Here is a 4,049-nt window from a genome sequence, read left to right as displayed (position 1 = left end):
ACGATCGTTAATATATATTTTTCAATTTAATAACCTGTCAACTTAGACCGACTTTATAAATTGAGGTACTAATATTTATCGAAACATAAATCGTCGTGATTTTTATCTACCATTCGACCGATCGTTATCTCTATCTAAAGTGGGTTCGATCGCGAAGAGATTGTGAGTATGGTAGAGAAAACAACTGAGGACAAAACTGTGACAAGTGTTATTTCAAATGTTCATCCAGAAATGACTGCTGCTTTTGCCGAGCTAGAAACAGACCAAAAACTCGCACTGCTGTGGTTTATTTATACAGAAGTTGGTAAATCGATTACTCCGGCTGCACCTGGAGCCAGCACCGCTTCACCGACGATTGCGGAAGGATTATTCGGGCAAGTTGCCCAGATGAGTCATGAAGAACAATTACAAATTCAACGAGATTTAGTAGAGCGCAACAATAGTCTCATCGGTCGTGAATACGGCGCACTCAGTGACACCACTAAGTTATTATTTTGGTATCTCTTAGCGCAAGGGATGGACGAAACTAAAATTATCCCGATGCCAGCAGATTACCAGCTTTCGGAAGCTGCGACTCAATGCATGACTAAATTGCAAGCTCTCGAACATGCCCAACAAATTTCGGTACTCCGCAATCTAGTTGCGGATATGGGTGCCGATCCCGAAACTAATCCTCATGATGAGGAAACGGGATTGTAGTAGGAAATAATTGTCGCGATTGGGTTTTACCGCTTGGATCTAATTCTGACACAGCAGTTTACCCGATCGCGTTTTTGGGATTATCACCTAAGTCCCTTTACCCCACCCCAGCCCTCCCCTTATAAAGGGGAGGGAGCAAAGCCCCCCCCTTTATAAGGGGGGTTGGGGGGGTAACACCATCTCAGCGGAAGCCTAGCCAACTTGTGCATACACCGCAGCCCTCCGATGAGGGGATTTACCCACCCTCATCCCCTCATCCCCTCATTCCCCATCTAAAGCTGAGACTCTTGTTGCTGGTAGAGGCAATAGTATCGCCCTTGTAGTGCCATGAGTTCGGCATGGGTGCCTGATTCGGCTACCAGACCGCGATCCATCATCACGATGATATCGGCGTTGCGGATGGTGGTGAGTCGGTGGGTGATAAAAAATACCGTTCTTCCCGCAAAAGCATCGGCGATATTGGCACAGACGTGGTTTTCGGATTCGTAGTCGAGCGCGCTGGTGGCTTCATCTAAGATTAACAGGCGGGGGTTCTGGAGGATAGTGCGGGCGATCGCGACTCGTTGGCGTTGTCCGCCAGATAAACCCGATCCGCGTTCGCCGACGGGGGAATTGTACCCATTGGGTAGCTCCATGATAAAGTCGTGAGCGTGAGCGATTTTGGCGGCGGCGATAATTTGGTCGGTGGTAGCATCGGGATAATTGAGGGCGATATTTTCTTGGACGCTGCCTTCAAATAACAGGGTATCTTGAGGGACGATGCCGATTTGCTGGCGGAGTGAATAGAGTTCGACTTTGGAAATATCGTAATCATCGACTAAGATGCGTCCCGATTCGAGTGGATAGAGTCGGGGCAATAGTTTCATTAAGGTACTCTTTCCAGAGCCACTTTGACCGACGATGCCGATAAATTTACCCGCCTCAAATTCTAAACTGACACCATCGAGATTGAGCGCGCCTGTGGTTGCGAACCGGAAGGAGACGTTATCGAATTTAACATTACCGCGAATCGTGGGCATGGGAATGTTACCGCGATCGATCTCGCTAGATTCCATCGGTGTATCGAGAATATCGGCAATCCGTTCGAGGGAAAGTGCGGTTTCTTGAAAGTTCTGCCACAGTTGGGTGAGCCGCAATAGGGGGCTGGTAACGTACCCCGAAATGATGCGGAAGGCAATGAGCTGTCCGAGGGTAAGTTTGCCGTCTAGGACTAAATAAGCACCCACCCACAGCACTAATAAACTAGAGATTTGGTTGAGAAAGGTGGTGGCAGAATTGGCGGTGGTGAAGGTAATTACGGTTTGAAACCCTGCCATGACGTACTGGGTGTAGCGTTCTTGCCATTTCCAGCGCGATCGCAGTTCGACATTTTGGGCTTTGACGGTTTGAATGCCCGCAATTACTTCGACGAGGTGCGATTGCGATCGGGCGTTGCGTTCGGCTTTGGCGCGTAATTGCTTGCGGGCGATCGGGGATACGGCGGTGGTAATTAACACGCATAGCGGCAGCGTCGCGAGGGCTACTAGGGTTAATAGCCAGCTATAAATCAACATCACGACGATATAAATTACCGAAAATACCGAATCTAACACGACGGTTAAAGCGGTACCAGTCAGGAATTGGCGGATATTTTCTAGCTCGTTGACGCGGGTGGAGAGTTCCCCGACCGATCGCTTTTCAAAGTACCGTAATGGTAAGCGCAGTAAGCGATCGATAATTTGCGAACCTAACGCTAAATCGATCCGATTGGTAGTATCGACAAATAAATAAGTTCTCAGACTGGTTAATAAGGCTTCGCCGATAGCGACACCAATTAATAGCACCCCAAATACATTCAGCGCAGTCGCACTGTTTTGCATTAAGACGCGATCGATAATTGTCTGCGTAATTAATGGGTTTGCCAGTCCGAATAATTGAATGAAAAACGATGCAATTAAGACCTCGATTAACACACCTTTATACTGCACCAACGACGGCCAAAACCAACTAATGCCAAACTTTTGCTCTGGTGTAGATTGGGTCGCTCGCACTAGTAAAATCTGAATCAGATCGTTAGCAGGGGCATCAGTTTCGGTACTGCGATTTAGTAAAAATTCTGCTGGCGATCGTTGGATTAAGCCGCTATCGGGAAGCGCAAGCGTTACAGAGTTATGGGAAACGGCACAGACTACTGCCAGTCGATCTTGCCATTTAATCAGCGCGGGTACCTGAATCCGCTGGACATCGGCGATCGGGATAGCAGCAAGTTGACCCTGAAGCCCTAAAAAGTCTGCCACAGCCCCGCAAAATTGCAGCGAAACCCCTCCAGTTTGCTCGATCTGGTGCGCGACAACCTTTCGCACGGAATCGCGCCGGAAGGGCATTTTAAACTGGTTTGCCAGCATTTCAAAACAGGCAACGGTACCATCGATCTGTCCTTTACCCCGCACGATCTGATATTTGGGGGCAGATTTAGATTTTGGTGCGTTGAAAGTCAGCGGGAGATCGGGTGCGTAGGGGATTTCGTGCGGCTGCGCGACAGCTAACGCCGAACTATTGGGGACGATTTCTGTATCTTGAATATCGATAATCCGCTCGGTATCTGTGTGTGGTGAAAACTTGAGAATTGCTGGTGAAATCCCCATTAAGCGAAGTTTTTGGCGGGAGGGAAATGCATCGAGATCGATCCGATCGCCGATCGTCAGAGCTATGTCGAGATCTTGGCTGGCGACGAACCAATCCCAGTTTTCGAGTGCTGGGGGAATTTCAGATCGCGAGTTATAAACCACGGCAGTAGCGGTGGCGGCGGTTGCCAATTCTTTAATCGAATCGACTCCCAATAATTCTAATAATTGTTCTTGGTTGGGATGTCGTTCTAGTTCGATGCGGAGAATTTCAAAGATTTCGATCTGGCTGGGTCGATTGTAAAAATACTCTCTTAATATCGGTTCTTTAGCAACCAATTGCATGAATGAATCGGCAGGAATCGTCAGACAAATTGCCTCGGTAGACGCGATCGCTGCCTCGCAAGGAACGCCGCGAATCATTCCAATTGCACCGATCGTACCGCCAGTTTCTAGTCGCTCTAAGGTCACGGGAGCTGTATGCTCGGATGGGTATCCGAGCAGGCGCACGGTACCTTCTACGACGATATTAACCTGTGCCGATAACCTGTCGCGCAAGGCGATCGGCTGTCCCACATGATAGCGATAATATTGCCCGATTTTAGCCAGTTTTAATTGTGTACTAGTTGATAACTTATTAAACGGCTCGACGCTTGATAAAAAAACTTCTGGTTTTACTGGCGTGTAAGTCATGGGAGATGGGAGATGGGAGATGGGAGATGGGAGATGGGAGATGGGAGATGGGAG

Annotated in this window: 2 protein-coding genes; one reads left to right on the top strand and one right to left on the bottom strand. The window is 48.5% G+C overall.

The annotated features are described in order from the left end of the window. Window positions 1-198 precede the first annotated feature (198 nt). Complete coding sequence (locus Q0R35_RS03375) at window positions 199-699, top strand: orange carotenoid protein N-terminal domain-containing protein (protein WP_295614471.1); 501 nt, start codon at window positions 199-201, stop codon at window positions 697-699. 272 nt (window positions 700-971) lie between these two features. On the opposite strand, the gene Q0R35_RS03370 is transcribed toward Q0R35_RS03375, so the two are convergent. Next, window positions 972-3,995, bottom strand: a complete 3,024-nt coding sequence (locus Q0R35_RS03370) for a peptidase domain-containing ABC transporter (RefSeq protein ID WP_295614469.1) — start codon at window positions 3,993-3,995, stop codon at window positions 972-974. Window positions 3,996-4,049 lie beyond the last annotated feature (54 nt).

The sequence above is a fragment of the Chamaesiphon sp. GL140_3_metabinner_50 genome, assembly GCF_025361915.1.
GTDB lineage: Bacteria > Cyanobacteriota > Cyanobacteriia > Cyanobacteriales > Chamaesiphonaceae > Chamaesiphon.
The sequence above is the reverse complement of the archived record's forward strand: the minus strand, read 5'-3'. Positions and strand labels throughout refer to the sequence as shown.